This is a genomic window from Thiobacillus sp. SCUT-2 (assembly GCF_035621355.1).
GTDB lineage: Bacteria > Pseudomonadota > Gammaproteobacteria > Burkholderiales > Thiobacillaceae > Thiobacillus > Thiobacillus sedimenti.
Map to the genome: position 1 here is coordinate 563,072 of NZ_CP141769.1, position 13,549 is coordinate 576,620.

At 68.2% G+C, this 13,549-nt stretch carries 13 protein-coding genes; 8 read left to right on the forward strand and 5 right to left on the reverse strand.

Going from position 1 to position 13,549, the window contains the following annotated elements:
- Positions 1-3: 3 nt before the first annotated feature.
- The 4 genes from VA613_RS02775 to VA613_RS02790 all read left to right on the forward strand — a co-directional run bounded on the left by VA613_RS02775 (position 4) and on the right by VA613_RS02790 (position 1,885).
- Positions 4-405, forward strand: coding sequence for a VOC family protein (locus VA613_RS02775; protein WP_324780337.1), 402 nt, complete (start codon positions 4-6; stop codon positions 403-405).
- Positions 406-433: 28 nt separating this feature from the next.
- A complete protein-coding gene (locus tag VA613_RS02780; protein ID WP_324780338.1) occupies positions 434-904 on the forward strand; it encodes a methyltransferase family protein in 471 nt (156 codons plus the stop codon).
- Positions 905-922: 18 nt separating this feature from the next.
- The gene (locus tag VA613_RS02785; protein WP_324780339.1) at positions 923-1,456 is read left to right on the forward strand and encodes a carboxymuconolactone decarboxylase family protein; all 534 of its coding nucleotides are present in this window, start codon (positions 923-925) and stop codon (positions 1,454-1,456) included.
- Positions 1,457-1,531: 75 nt separating this feature from the next.
- Positions 1,532-1,885: a hypothetical protein gene (locus VA613_RS02790; protein WP_324780340.1), complete on the forward strand. Its 354-nt coding sequence runs from the start codon at positions 1,532-1,534 to the stop codon at positions 1,883-1,885.
- A 6-nt stretch (positions 1,886-1,891) separates the two neighbouring features.
- On the opposite strand, the gene VA613_RS02795 is transcribed toward VA613_RS02790, so the two are convergent.
- From VA613_RS02795 to VA613_RS02810, 4 genes are all read right to left on the reverse strand, one after another.
- Positions 1,892-2,659, reverse strand: coding sequence for a TatD family hydrolase (locus tag VA613_RS02795; RefSeq protein WP_324780341.1), 768 nt, complete (start codon positions 2,657-2,659; stop codon positions 1,892-1,894).
- A gap of 97 nt (positions 2,660-2,756) precedes the next feature.
- Entirely contained in the window at positions 2,757-3,422 is a 666-nt protein-coding gene (locus VA613_RS02800; protein WP_324780342.1) for a Bax inhibitor-1/YccA family protein, read from the reverse strand.
- Positions 3,423-3,511: 89 nt separating this feature from the next.
- The gene (locus tag VA613_RS02805; RefSeq protein ID WP_324780343.1) at positions 3,512-4,675 is read right to left on the reverse strand and encodes a citrate transporter; all 1,164 of its coding nucleotides are present in this window, start codon (positions 4,673-4,675) and stop codon (positions 3,512-3,514) included.
- Positions 4,676-4,681: 6 nt separating this feature from the next.
- On the reverse strand, positions 4,682-5,908 hold the full coding sequence (locus tag VA613_RS02810) for a cation:proton antiporter (protein WP_324780344.1): 1,227 nt from the start codon (positions 5,906-5,908) through the stop codon (positions 4,682-4,684).
- Positions 5,909-6,138: 230 nt separating this feature from the next.
- Between VA613_RS02810 and VA613_RS02815 the strand changes: the two genes are divergently transcribed.
- The 4 genes from VA613_RS02815 to VA613_RS02830 are packed head-to-tail and all read left to right on the forward strand — an operon-like array spanning position 6,139 to position 12,559.
- Positions 6,139-7,113 (forward strand): carbohydrate kinase family protein, encoded by a 975-nt coding sequence (locus VA613_RS02815; protein WP_324781211.1) that lies wholly within the window; start codon positions 6,139-6,141, stop codon positions 7,111-7,113.
- On the forward strand, positions 7,106-9,268 hold the full coding sequence (locus tag VA613_RS02820; RefSeq protein WP_324780345.1) for an HAD-IIB family hydrolase: 2,163 nt from the start codon (positions 7,106-7,108) through the stop codon (positions 9,266-9,268). The genes VA613_RS02815 and VA613_RS02820 overlap by 8 nt, the downstream gene beginning before the upstream one ends.
- Positions 9,265-11,652: a sucrose synthase gene (locus VA613_RS02825; RefSeq protein ID WP_324780346.1), complete on the forward strand. Its 2,388-nt coding sequence runs from the start codon at positions 9,265-9,267 to the stop codon at positions 11,650-11,652. Before VA613_RS02820 ends, VA613_RS02825 begins: the two co-directional genes overlap by 4 nt.
- Positions 11,653-11,662: 10 nt before the next feature.
- Positions 11,663-12,559 (forward strand): mechanosensitive ion channel family protein, encoded by an 897-nt coding sequence (locus VA613_RS02830; RefSeq protein ID WP_324780347.1) that lies wholly within the window; start codon positions 11,663-11,665, stop codon positions 12,557-12,559.
- Between the two features lie 40 nt (positions 12,560-12,599).
- Here VA613_RS02830 and VA613_RS02835 read toward each other — a convergent pair whose 3' ends face one another.
- Positions 12,600-13,496 (reverse strand): universal stress protein, encoded by an 897-nt coding sequence (locus VA613_RS02835; RefSeq protein ID WP_324780348.1) that lies wholly within the window; start codon positions 13,494-13,496, stop codon positions 12,600-12,602.
- Positions 13,497-13,549: the final 53 nt, after the last annotated feature.

Here is a 13,549-nt window from a genome sequence, read left to right on the forward strand (position 1 = left end):
ATGATGAGCACACCCATCACCAAGGGCACGCACCATGTCGGCCTGACCGTATCGACGCTGGAGGAAAGCGCCGCCTTCTTCACTTCCCTGCTGGGCTGGCAGGAAGTGAGGAGGAGGGAAGACTATCCGGCCATCTTCGTCAGCGATGGGACCACGATGGTGACGCTCTGGGCAACCAAGGAAGCGCCATCCGTTCCATTCGACAAGAACCGCAACGTTGGCTTGCACCATGTCGCCTTTCACGTAAGCGACGAAGCCGACTTGGATGCACTCCACCGGCGGCTCGCAGCCAGCGGGGCGAAAATCGAATTCGGGCCGGAACGGGTGGGCCAGGGCCCTGCCAAACATCTGATGTGCTACGAGCCGAGCGGGATTCGGGTCGAGTTCATATGGCCCGGCCATTAGGCGGCTGCGGCTCCCGGAGAAGGAAAGCATGAAAGACGAATCGCGCCGTCCCCGCACGCTGATCCTGCCGCCGGCGCCCTACGCGGCGGCGGTGGTGGGCGGCTGGTGGCTGGACCGGAACGAATGGGCGCTCCCTCTGGATGCGGGGGCAGCGACGCGTCCGCTGGCCTGGCTTCTGCTGGCCATCGGACTGGTGCTGTTCGTCTGGACGCTGTGGACCTTTGCGCGCCACCGGACCACGGTCAACCCCTACAGCGGCGCATCCACGCTCTGCACGCGCGGCCCGTTCCGCTTCAGCCGCAATCCGATCTACCTCGGCGACTGGTTCCTGCTCGCCGGCGTGTCGCTGCTGCTGCACACGTTCTGGCCCCTCGCGTTCGCCCCCCTGATCTGGCTCACGATTCGCTTCGGCGTGATCCGGCACGAAGAAGCGCATCTCGAAGCGAAATTCGGCGACGCCTACCGCGCCTACAGGGCCCGTGTCAGGCGTTGGATATAACCGCATCAGGAGTCCGTCATGAGCATTTTGCAGACCGTCACGCCCGAAGCCGCGACCGACGAAGTCGCCGAAATCTACGCCCAGATCCGGAATGCGTGGGGACACGTGCCGACCGCGATCCAGGTGTTCAGCGCCAACCCGTTCCTGCTCCGCCACCAGTGGGAGTACTACGGCAGCATCATGCAGCACCCCCGCCTGTCGCTGCCGCTGACGGCCTCCATCCGCATGCTGGTCTCGCAGGCCGGCCAGTGCGACTACTGCATCGACATGAACGCCGGCATGCTGATCAACGCCGCCGGCTGGACGCCGGAGCAGGTGGCGGCGACGCGCGCCGATTACCATGCCAGCCCGTTGACCGCGGCCGAGAAGGTGCTGCTCGGCCTGGTGTTGAAGATGACGCGCGATTCGGGCAGCGTCACGCACGCCGATCTCCAGGCCGCGCGCGACGCCGGCTGGTCGGACGCCGACATACTCGATGCCGTGAACCATGGCGCCCGCATGGTCGCGGGCGACATCGTCATCAACGGCTTCAAGGTCGAACGCGACTTCTGAGCGGGGCGGGCCTACAGTCCACCCCTGGGATGGCCGTTAACGTCGTGTACGGACAATGTCATCGGGAGCCCCGCCATGAACATTACGCTGCACGACAAATCGCTCGACGTCCGGCTGAGCGCCGCCGCGCAAAAGGCGCTCGCCCGGCGCGACCGGCCGCTCGTTGCCGAGATGGAGCTGCTGTTCTCCTGCCTGCTGCGCAAGCGGGTTCACTTCGGCGACGCGATGCACGAGTCGACGCCGGTGAACGACCGCCTCTCGGTGCGTTTCCGGCCCATCATGACGCGCCGCTGCAGCGTCGCGGAAGGCGGCGCGACGCCGCCGTCCGAGGGCTTCCCGCTCGAAAATCCGCGGCCCTACGTGCCCAACTGGCTGACGATCGACTTCCGCCGCGGCGAGTGGGTCGGCGAGTTCGGCTACGCCGACTGAGCTGTCCTAGCCGAGCCGCAGCAGTTCGCGCGCGTTGCGGGTGGTGGCCTGCGCCACGGCGTCGACGTCGATCCCGCGCAGCTCGGCCAGCGTCTGCGCGATGCGCGGCAGTTCGCCCGGCGCGTTGCGGCCGCGCCCGATCCAGACCGGCGGGATATCCGGGCTGTCGGTCTCGAGCACGATGGCCTCGAGCGGCAGGTCGACCGCCAGCCGCCGCAGGTTGTTGGCACGCGGCCAGGTGAAGGCGCCGCCGAATCCCAGCTTGAATCCCAGCTTGATGAAGGCGTCCGCCTGCTGCGGGCTGCCGTTGAAGGCATGCGCGATGCCGCCGCGTACGCCGATTCTGCGCAGATGCTTGAGCAGCTCGTCGTTGGCGCGGCGGCAATGCAGCAGCACCGGCAGATCGTGATCGCGCGCGATCTTCAGCTGTTCGACCAGAAAGTATTCCTGGGTGGCCGGATCGAGGTCGCGCACGAACAGGTCGAGGCCGATTTCGCCGACCGCCACCGGGCGCTGCGCCGTGATCTGTGCACGCAGATCGGCCAGGTGTTCGGGGCGGTGAACGTGGATGTACATCGGGTGCAGCCCCCAGGCGGGGACGCAGCCAGGGTAGCGCGCGCAGGTGGCGGCAACCGCCGCGAAATTGGCGCGGCTGACCGCGGGGATGATCTCGACGCCGACGCCGGCGGCGACGGCGCGCGCGTACGCGTCGTCGCGGTCGGCGTCGAATTCCGCCGCATCGAGATGGCAGTGGGTGTCGATGAAAAACGGCACCCCGGAAGGTGCCGTTTGTCGCGCATCTGTCACGTTTTCCCTCTCCCCAACCATCCGCGGCTCGCGGGGAGGGGGGCGAAGGCTGAGCCCACGGCGATCAATCGTTGCTGGCCAGGCCCAGGAGCTGCAGCAGGCTGGTGAAGAGGTTGAAGATCGCGACGAACAGCGTCACCGTCGCCATGATGTAGTTGGTCTCGCCGCCGTGGATGATGTTGCTGGTCTCGAACAGGATCAGGCCGGACATCAGCAGCACGAACATGGCGGAGACGGCCAGCGACAGGCCCGGCATATGGAAGAAGATCGCGGCCAGGCCGGCAAGGAAGGCGACCAGGATGCCGACCGTGAGGAAGCCGCCCATGAAGCTGAAGTCCTTGCGCGTCGTCATGACGTAGGCCGACAGCGCGAGGAAGACCAGGGCGGTGCCGCCCATCGCCATCATCACGACCTGGCCGCCGTTCGGCAGCGCGAGGTAGGCGTTGACGATGGGGCCGAGCGTATAGCCCATGAAGCCGGTGAGGCCGAAGACGAAGGCGATGCCGAGGCCGCTGTTGCGGAACCTGGTGGTCAGGAACAGCAGGCCGTAGTAGCCGACCAGCGTGAGGATGATGCCGGGATGCGGCAGGCCCAGCGCCATTGCCGCACCGGCGGTGAGCGCCGCGAATGCCAGCGTCATCGCCAGCAGCATGTAGGTGTTGCGAACGACCTTGCTGGTCGACAGGGCCGCAGAGGCACTGCGGCCAAAGGTGGTGACGTCCTGGTTCATGAATCCTCCGGAAAACGAATCGGATACTGCAATGGAACGATTCTAGCCCAGCAAGTTCCGCTGCGGGCAATCCTGCGGCCGGACCGCGCCTACCTGGCGGGCAGCACGTCCGGATGCCAGCCCAGCACCAGGTAAAGCGTTGCGAATCCCAGCACGTAGGCGACCGGCACGTGCCAGCCTTCGCGCAGCCACGTCAGGGTGTTCTTCGCCTCCGGGTACAGGTTCGACATCGCCACGCCCGCGCTGGAGCCGAACCAGATCATCGAGCCGCCGAAGCCGACTGCGAAGGCCAGCATCCCCCAGTCGTAGCCGCCCTGGTACAGCGCCAGCGCGGTGAGCGGGATGTTGTCGAATACCGCGGAGACGAAGCCGAGCCCGAAGGCCGTGTGCGCCGAGGGCGGGGGCAGCTCCTTCACCGGCATCAGGCTGGCGGACAGTACCAGCGCGACCAGGAACAGCGCCCCCTTCGCCGACTTGCTCACCTCGCCCCACGGCGTCGGGCGGATGAGGCCGCCCAGGATGATCGCGGCCCACACGCCGGCGGCGGGAAAGTCGAGCCCGACATTGGCGGCAATCGCACCGCCGATGATGAGCGCGACGATCGCCAGGTGCCCCCAGTCGAGGCGCAGGTGGGCGGGCGGATTCTTGGTGACCGGATGGTAACGCTGCTGTGCCTTGGCGGCGATGATGCCGGAAAAGATCACGGCGACGGTGGAGGCGATGAAGGCGTCGGCCACGTGGATCGCCTGCACGCCTCCGATCCACATCATGGTCGTGGTGGTGTCGCCCACCACCGAGCCCGCGCCGCCCGCGTTGCTGGCCGCGACGATCGCCGCCATGTAGCCGACGCTGATCTTGTGCTTGTACACGTGTCCGGCCACCACGCCGCCGATGATGGCCGCCGCGATGTTGTCGAGGAAGGTCGAGATCGCTGCCACCATGACCAGCAACACGAAGCCGCCCTTCCAGTCGTCGGGGAGCAGACGCGGCAGCCAGTCCGGCAGCTTCGACAACTCGAAGTGCCGCGCCAGGATGGCAAAGCCGAGCAACAGGCCCAGCAGGTTCAGCACCAGCCGTTCTTCGTGCAGGAAGTGGGCGATCAGGTCCATGTCCTGCGCCACCAGCGCCTTGTAGAGCGTGATCGCGATGAGACCGGCCACGGCAACCTCGAGGTTGCGCCGGTGGAAGATCGCGACCCCGAGCAGGGTGCAGGCGAACAGGAAGAATTCGACGGGAATGTTCAGCAGCGGCATGATGGTTCAGGTACGGGCGGGGCGGGAATAATAAGCCTTCAGCAGGAAGGGCGGCGCGATCGTCGTGAGCGCGATGACGATCAGCAGTGCGGCGTAGGTTTCGGCGTCGAGGATGCCCTGGCTCAAGCCGAGCTGCGCGAAGATCAGGCCGACCTCGCCGCGCGGGATCATCGACAGGCCGATCGCCATCTGGCGGAAGCGGCTTTCGCGGATGAAGAAGCCGGCAGCCAGCTTGCCGAGGAAAGCGACCGCGATCAGCGCGCCGCCCAGCTGCCAGACGCGCGGTGATCCCCAGTCGACGGTGTTGAGGTTGAGGGAGACGCCGACCATCACGAAGAACAGCGGCGCGAAGGTATGAATCAGCGGGCGCATCTGCTCTTCGAGCCGGTGCGCCAGCTGCGGGCTGGGTGCGAACCAGCGATCGAGCGCGGGCAGGCCAAGCCGGTGCATGAGGTTGAAGCGGAAGTGCTGCGACAGCGCGATGCCCGCGGCGAAGCCGCCCATGATCAGCGGCGCGCCCACGGCATGCGCCAGCCACGAGAACAGCAGGATCAGCGCCAGTGCCATCGTGATGAGGAGGCCGGGCGTGACTGCCCGCCGGTCGTAATGGTCGATGATGCCGCCCGCCAGCTTGGCGACCAGCGGCGAGAGCAGCATGAACAGCACGATGTAGAGCGCGACCGTGCCGGTGGCGGCGAGCGAGACCTCCTGCTGCACCGCGAACTGGTAGAGGAAGGCCAGCGCGAGCACGCCGAGGATGTCGTCGAGCACCGCGGCACCGATGACGATCTGCGCCTCGTCCTCATGGCGCTTGCCGATGTCGTCGAGGACGCGCACGGTGATGCCGATGCTGGTCGCGGTGAGCGTGCCGCCGATGAACAGCGCGACGAGGTTGTCGAGGCCGAAGCCCCAGCGGCAGACCGCGTAGCCCAGCACGAAGGGCAGAACGAAGCCGACCACCGCCACCACGACGGGCTTGATGCCGGACCGCGCGAGGCGGAACAGGTCGGTGTCCATGCCGACCTCGAACAGCAGCAGGATGATGCCGATCTCCGCCAGCAGCTTCATCGTGGCATCCGGCGTGACCCAGCCCAGAAGCGACGGGCCCACCAGCAGGCCGGCCAGCAGTTCGCCGATCACCGAGGGAATGCCGTGGCGCCCCGCGAACTCGGAAAACAGCCGGGCGGCGATGAGGATGATGGCCAGGTAGAGAAAGAATTGGTGGAGTTCCATGCACGGTCCTGAGTGGTCGAAAGGGCGGTGAGCCTGCCAGGCGGTCGCGCCCGCAGCCCATCTTAACGCGCCGCGTGCCCGCCCCGCGGTGCTTGCGCAGGCGATTAGTTTTGTGCAAACATAGTATCACTTCGGTTCGGCCACATGGGATGGCCTGCGTCATGGCGGGCGGCGAAGTTGTCGCCAATTCGTATTGTGCAAATCGTTATTGAGGAAAATTGCACCCGGTGATGAAGATTTCAGGCGAGGCGATCCCGGCCGTCGCCGCCGGCGACGCTGCCGCGGTGGATACGCAGACGGTCGTCGTGTTCGGCGAGACGCTGGTCGATCAGTTTCGCGACCGCAACGTGCTGGGCGGCGCGCCGTTCAACGTGGCCTGCCATCTGCAGGCGCTCGGCGCCCATCCCGTGCTGGTCACACGGACCGGCAAGGACCCGCTCGGCGAGCAGCTGCTGCAGGCGATGAGCCTGCGCGGGCTCGACCTGCGCGGCGTGCAGACCGATCCGGTGCGCCCGACCGGCCGCGTGCGCGTGACCGAGACCGGGAGCGGCCATGCCTTCGACATCCTGTCCGAACAGGCCTACGACCATATCCATGCAAGCCTGGCGCGCCTCGTGACGCTGTCCGTGCATCCGCACCTGGTGTACTTCGGGACGCTGTCGCAGCGCGGTGCCTCGCGCCGCGCGCTGCGCGAGCTGCTCGGCGTGGCGCAGGCGCCGGTCTTCCTCGACGCCAATCTGCGCGACCCGTGGGTGGACGACGAGGTGCTGCGCCGCTCGCTGCAGCAGGCCGACGTGGTCAAGCTCAACGAGGGCGAACTGACCCGCGTCGCCGAGACGTTCTCGCTCGCGGGGCGGACGCTGGAGGCCCGCGCCGGCCGTATGCTGGAGGCATTCGGCCTTCAGCGCCTGGTGATCACGTGCGGCGCCGAGGGCGCCTGGACGCTGGATGCCGCGGGGCGCTTCCAGTCGGTGGCAGGCAAGCCGCTGGCGGAGGTGGTCGACACGGTCGGCGCCGGCGACGGCTTCGCCGCGGTGTTCATGCTGGGCATGCTCCGCCGCTGGCCCTTGACCACGATCCTGGCGCGCGCAGACGCTTTTGCCCGAGCGGTGTGCCGGATCCGCGGCGCCGTGCCCGATTCGCCGGATTTCTACCTGCCCTTCGTGCGCGGCTGGCAACTGGAGCCGGAGGTGGCGCGTGCGTGACCTTCGGATCCTGATGCTCAGCCTCCACGGGCTCATGCGCGGCCGCGACCTCGAGCTGGGACGCGACGCCGATACCGGCGGCCAGACGCTCTACGTCGTCGAGCTGGCGAAAGCACTGGGGCGCCACGCGCGCGTGGAGCAGGTCGACGTGATCACGCGCCTGGTCGACGACCCGGCGGTCTCGCCGGACTACGCGGCGGCGGTCGAACCGCTCGGCGAGCGCGCGCGCCTGCTACGCCTGCCGTGCGGGCCGCGCCGCTATCTCCGCAAGGAGAGCCTGTGGAACCACCTCGACCAGCTCGTCGACCGCATCCTCGGCCATCTGCGCCAGCAGCCGCGCCTGCCAGACGTCATCCACAGCCACTATGCCGACGCCGGCTATGTCGGCGTCCAGTTGTCGCAACTGCTCGGCATTCCCCTCGTGCACACCGGCCATTCGCTCGGCCGCTGCAAGCGCCAGCGCCTGCTCGACCATGGCCGCAAGGCCGCCGCGATCGAACGCCAGTTCAATTTCGCGCGCCGCATCGCCGCCGAGGAAGAAGTCCTCGCCCATGCCGCCCTCGTCGTCACGAGCACGGCCCAGGAAAGCAGCGAGCAATACGGGCTCTACGAGAACCACCAGCCGGCGCGCACGGTCGTCATCGCGCCGGGAACCGACACCTCCCGCTTCGCGCCGCCTGGGCGGGCGCCGATTCCACCGCACGTTCCCGCGCTCGTCGACCGCTTCTTCACGCAGCCGAAGAAGCCGCTCATCCTCGCGATCTGCCGGCCTGAGGTGCGCAAGAACCTGCGTCGCCTGATCGCCGCCTTCGGCACTTCGCCCGCGCTGCGCGAACGCGCCAACCTCGCCATCGTCGCCGGCATGCGCGACGACATCCGCGGCCTGGAAGCCGCGCAGGCGGACGTGCTGACCGACCTGCTGCTCGACATCGACCAGCACGACCTGTGGGGCAGCGTGGCGCTGCCCAAGCAGCACCAACCCGACGACATTCCCGCGCTTTACCGCCTGGCGGCGCAGCGGCGGGGCGTCTTCGTCAACGCTGCGCTGACCGAGCCGTTCGGCCTCACGCTCATCGAGGCGGCGGCCAGCGGCCTGCCGGTGGTGGCGACGCACGACGGCGGGCCGCGCGACATCCTCGCGCACTGCGACAATGGCGTGCTGGTCGATCCGCTCGATCCCGCGGACATCGCCCGCGGCCTGCTTGCACTCGTCTCCGACGGGCAGGCCTGGCAGCGCCACGCGCGGCGCGGACTCGCCGGCGTCGTGCGCCACTACACGTGGGATGCGCACGTCGACAAGTACCTGGCGGCGGTCGACCGGGTCGTGCACCGGACGCGCAAGCATGTGCGGCGCGAGCGCGCGGCACAACGCCGGGTGGCGGTGTCGATGCCCTACGTCGAGCGCATGCTGGTGAGCGACATCGACAACACCCTGATCGGGGATCGTGGCGGACTTGCCGCGCTGGTTCGTGCGCTCCGTGTACGGCCGCGCAGCTGCGGCTTCGCCGTCGCCACCGGGCGCCATCTGGCGAGTGCAGTGCAGGTGCTGCAGCAGGCGCGCGTCCCGCTGCCGGATGTCCTGATCACGGCGGTCGGCAGCGAGATCCATTACGGCCCCGAGCTGCGGCCGGACAGCGGCTGGCGCCGCCATATCCAGCACCTGTGGCGGCGCGATGCGCTGGCCGCGCTCTTCGACGACGTGCCCGGGCTCACCTTGCAGTCCGCCGACCAACAGAGCGCGTTCAAGCTCAGCTTCCACGTCGACCGCGAAGCCGCGCCGAGCCTGAGCGAACTCAAGGCACGGCTGCGCGGCGCCAAACTGCGCGCCAATCTCATCTTTTCCCACGATGCCTATCTCGACGTCCTGCCGCTGCGCGCGTCGAAGGGGCAGGCCATCCGCTATCTGGCGTACAAATGGAACCTGCCGCTGCGCGCGTTCCTGGTGGCCGGCGACTCGGGCAATGACCTCGAAATGCTGGTCGGCGACACGCTGGCCGTGGTCGTGTCCAACCACAGCGCGGAGCTCGACGCGCTGCGCGGCGTGGAGCAGGTCTATTTCGCGGGTGCGCCGTGCGCGTCGGGCATCCTCGAGGGCATGGCGCACTATGGATTCGCATGGCAACCGGACGATGCCCTGCGGCAGGAGGCGGCATGATCGACGCCCTGAAGGCCTGGACGGCCGACCACCGCGATCCGGTCGATGCCTATCTGCGGCGCTGCTTTGCCGCGGGGCGGTCCTTGCTCCTGCAGAGCGACCTGCGCCAGGCCTTCGACGCGCTGGCGGCGGAATCGCCCGCCCCGCTCGCGGGGACGCCCCTCGCCAAGGCCGTCGGCTTGTTCCAGGAGGGCGTGCTGCAGCCCCCGTGGGCCTACTTCGCGCTGCGCGAACGCGCCGGCCGCTGGGGCTACCTGCGCATGCACCAGGAGCAGCTGCTGCCCGATCGGGTGACGGTGAGCGAGTTTCTCCGTTTCAAGGAACAGCTGGTGCGGCCGGCCGACGAATTCGACCGTGCCCTGGAGATCGATTTCGAGCCGTTCGGCCGTCACGTGCCGCGGCTGCAGGAAGTGCGCTCGATCGGGCAAGGCGTGCTGCACCTGAACCGCCATCTGGCGAGCGCGATGTTCACGCGTCCCGAGACCGGACACGCGAAGCTGCTCAACTTCCTGCGCATGCACACGATCGACGGCCAGCAGCTGATGCTGGCGCCCCACATCGGCGAGGTGCCGATGCTGCGCGAGGCCCTGCGCGATGCCCTGCGGCACCTCGACACGCTCGACTCCGATACGCCGTGGACCGACTGCGCGCCGGCGCTCGGCAGCCTGGGGTTCGAGCCGGGCTGGGGCGACAGCGCGGCGCGCGTGGCCGAGACCATGGGGCTGCTGGTCGACATCCTGGAGGCGCCCGCGCCGACCGTGCTGGAGACCTTCCTCGCGCGCATCCCCATGATCTCGCGGCTGCTGATCGTGTCGCCGCATGGCTACTTCGGTCAGGACAACGTTCTGGGCCGCCCCGATACCGGCGGGCAGGTGGTCTACATCCTCGATCAGGTACGCGCGCTGGAGCAGGAGATGCGTGCGCGCATGGCGGCCCAGGGTGTCGCCGTCGAGCCGCGCATCGTGGTGGTGACGCGGCTGATTCCCGAAGCGGACGGCACCACCTGCAACCAGCCGCTGGAGAAGATCCAGGGAACCGACCATGCGTGGATCGTGCGCGTGCCCTTTCACCAGGCCAATGGCGAAATCGTCCGGCACTGGATTTCGCGCTTCGAGATCTGGCCCTACCTCGAGGATTTCGCCGCCGCCGTCGAGCGCGAGGCGCTGGCCCGCCTGGGCGGCCGTCCCGACCTCATCATCGGCAACTATTCGGACGGCAACCTGGTGGCGAGCCTGCTGTCGGCGCGCCTCGGCGTGACGCAGTGCAACATCGCGCACGCGCTGGAGCAGACGAAATATCTGCACTCGGCCCTGTACTGGGAGGCCAACGACGCCAGCTACCACTTCGCCTGCCAGTACACGGCGGACCTCATCGGCATGAACCACGCCGATTTCATCATCACCAGCACCTATCAGGAGATCGCCGGCACCGCCGACGGGGTCGGCCAGTACGAGAGCTACCGTGCGTTCACGCTGCCGGGACTGTATCGCGTCGTCCACGGCATCGACGTTTTCGATCCCAAGTTCAACATCGTCTCGCCCGGCGCCGACGCGGCGATCTATTTCCCCTACATGCAGACGGAGCGCCGCCTGCACTCCCTGATGCCGGAAATCGAGCGCCTGCTCTACGCGCGCGACCCGGGGGTCGCACATCGCGGGTGTTTCGAAGATCCGCACAAGCCGCTGATTTTTTCCATGGCGCGACTCGACCGCATCAAGAACCTGTCGGGCCTGACCGAATGGTTCGGTGCCTCCCCGCGCCTTGCCGAGGCGGCCAATCTGGTGGTGATCGGCGGCCACGTCGACGCCGCGGTGTCCGGTGACGACGAGGAAAAGGCCGAGGCGGCACGCATGCACGAGCTGATGACGCACCATCGCCTGGATGGGCGCATGCGCTGGCTGGGGGTGCGTCTCGACAAGAACCTGGCCGGCGAACTCTACCGGCACGTCGCCGACCGCCGCGGCGTTTTCGTCCAGCCTGCCCTGTTCGAGGCCTTCGGCCTCACCGTCATCGAGGCGATGGCATCCGGCCTGCCCGTTTTCGCGACGCGCTACGGCGGGCCCCTGGAAATCATCGAGCATGGCAAGTCCGGGTTTCACATCGACCCGAACGACGGCGCGGCGGCGGCCGATGCCATCCTGGCCTTCCTGCAGCGCTGCGAGGCCGACCCGGCCGTCTGGAACCGCATCTCGGAGGGCGCGCTCGCACGCGTGGCGGCGCGCTACACCTGGCAGCTCTACGCCGAGCGCATGATGACCCTGTCGCGCATCTACGGCTTCTGGAAATTCGTCAGCAACCTCGAGCGCGAGGAGGCGGGACGCTATCTCGAGCTGTTCCATCACCTGCAGTTCCGCCCGCTGGCGATGGCCGTGGGCGCGCGCTGAAGGGAGCCCGATGCGCTATCTCGACATCCTGAAGCCCTATCTCGGGGAGAGCCTCGATGCGGTGACGACGGCGCTGCACGTGCTCGTCATTCTGGCACTGACCTGGTTCGCCCTGATCGTGGCGCGCCGGGCAATCGCGCGCCTGCGGCGCCGCCTCGAGCGCGACCTCGACGATCCCGAGCGGATCAAGCGCCTCGATACGCTCGGCCGTGTCTTCCGCTACGTGGCCACGGTGGCGATCACGCTCGTCGGCGGCATGCTGGTGCTGTCGGAGATCGGCATCTCGATCGCGCCCATCCTCGCCACCGCCGGGGTGCTGGGCATCGCGGTCGGGTTCGGCGCGCAAAGCCTGGTCAAGGACTATTTCAACGGGCTGTTCCTGCTGCTGGAGGACCAGGTGCGCCAGGGCGACGTGGTGGAGGTCGCCGGCAAGGGCGGCCTGGTCGAGGAAATGACGCTGCGCTACATCCGGCTGCGCGATTACGAGGGCAGCGTGCACTACGTCCCGAACGGCACCATCACCGGCGTCACCAACCGCAGCCGCGCCTTCGCCTTTGCGGTGATCGACGTCGGCGTCGCCTACCGCGAGGATGTCGACGAGGTCTTCGCCGTGATGCGCGAGGTGGCGGCCGAGTTGCGCGCCGATCCGGAACTGGCCGCCAAGATCGTCGACGACCTCGAGATCGCCGGCATCGAGCAGCTCGGCGAGTCGGCCGTCGTGATCCGTTGCCGCTTCAAGGTGATGCCGCTGGAGCAGTGGGGCGTGCGCCGCGCCTATCTGCATCGGCTGAAGAAGGCCTTCGATGTCGCAGGGATCGAGATTCCTTTCCCGCACCTCACCGTCTATCCGGGCCAGAACAAGGACGGCAGCGCACCGCCGCTGCGGCTCCTGCAGAAGACGGCGTAGGCCGCGAACGGACGCAGGCAGCGGCCGGACCGGCGGTTCCTCAGCCCGGATGGCCGGCGATGAGCACGTCGCTCGAAGAGTGCGCCAGTACGTGCTTGGTGACGCTGCCGAGCAGAAGCTCCTCCATCACCGACTGGCCATGCTTGCCCATCGCGATCAGGTCGGCGTCCACGGTCTGCTCGTGCTCGATGATGCGCAAGGTGGCGGCGCCATGGACGAACTCGCGGCTCAGCCGGTTGCCCGGCACGTCGAGCGTGCGGACGAAGGCGTCCATCTCGGCCATCGCCGCCTCGCGCGCCTGGATGCGGTACGCGTGGATCCTGTCTTCGTCCATGCCGGCGAGGCGGAGGGTGGATTCGAGTTCCACTTCGAACACGTTCAGCAGCACGATGTCGGCGCCGGGGAACCAGGCGTGAGCGGTCCTGACCGCACGGGCGGCGTGCACCGAGAAGTCGACCGGGGCGAGGATGCGCCGGTAGGGCGCCTGCGGCCGCTGCTTCACCGCGAGCAGCGGCCGGCGGGACTTGCGCAGCACCCGCTCGGTGGTCGAGCCGAGCAGCAGCTCGCGGACAAAATGGGCGCCGCGGGCGCCCATCACCAGCAGATCGGCGTCACGCGCATCGGCCAGCTCGGCGAGGGCCGTCAGCGCCGAGCCTTGCAACAATTCCGTGTCGATGCGGCCGCCGCAGCGCAGCGCGAGATGGGCGGCCAGCTCGGCGAGATTCCGCTCCGCCTGGGCGAGCAGGTCGGCCTCCAACCCGCCGGCCTCGGCGGGCAGCAGCCGGCGCAGCGTGTCGAGCGCCGAGCCGCTCATCACGTGCGCGAGCGTCAGGCGTGATTCGGGGCGGGCGTCGGCGATCAGTGCCGCGCGTTCCAGCGCGTGCCGCGCAGGGGCGGAAAAATCGGTGGCGGCGAGCAGCGCGCGGGTCTGGATCATGGCGACTCCTTGGCGGGATCGAATCGGATGGAGGCGACGCAGCCCTTCGGCGT